Genomic DNA, 257 nt, shown 5'->3' with positions numbered 1-257 from the left:
GTCGGACTGGTGCGTCGCCTCGCCGGCGAAAAACAGCCGGTCGCCGACCGGGCGGGCCAGGACTGCGCGCGCGCCCGCATGGCCGGGCAGCGCGTGGCTGTAGGAACCGCCTATCCAATCGGTACGACACCAGGAAGAGGCCGTGAGGGGCCGCAGATGGCGGCGAATGTTACTGCCGAGCAGCGATGACAGCTGGTCGAGTGCGAAGGCAAATGCCTCCACCAAACCCGCGCGTTCGATGACGACAGCGCCGTTTC

At 67.7% G+C, this 257-nt stretch carries 1 protein-coding gene; it reads right to left on the bottom strand.

The genetic code is table 11. The features are described 5' to 3' along the window. A partial coding sequence (locus AF337_RS32635; protein ID WP_160320395.1) for an FAD-dependent oxidoreductase occupies positions 1–257 on the bottom strand: 257 nt, incomplete at both ends.

The sequence above is a fragment of the Rhizobium ecuadorense genome (assembly GCF_001187535.1).
Lineage (GTDB): Bacteria > Pseudomonadota > Alphaproteobacteria > Rhizobiales > Rhizobiaceae > Rhizobium > Rhizobium ecuadorense.
This window is presented reverse-complemented; position numbering and strand designations above follow the sequence as displayed.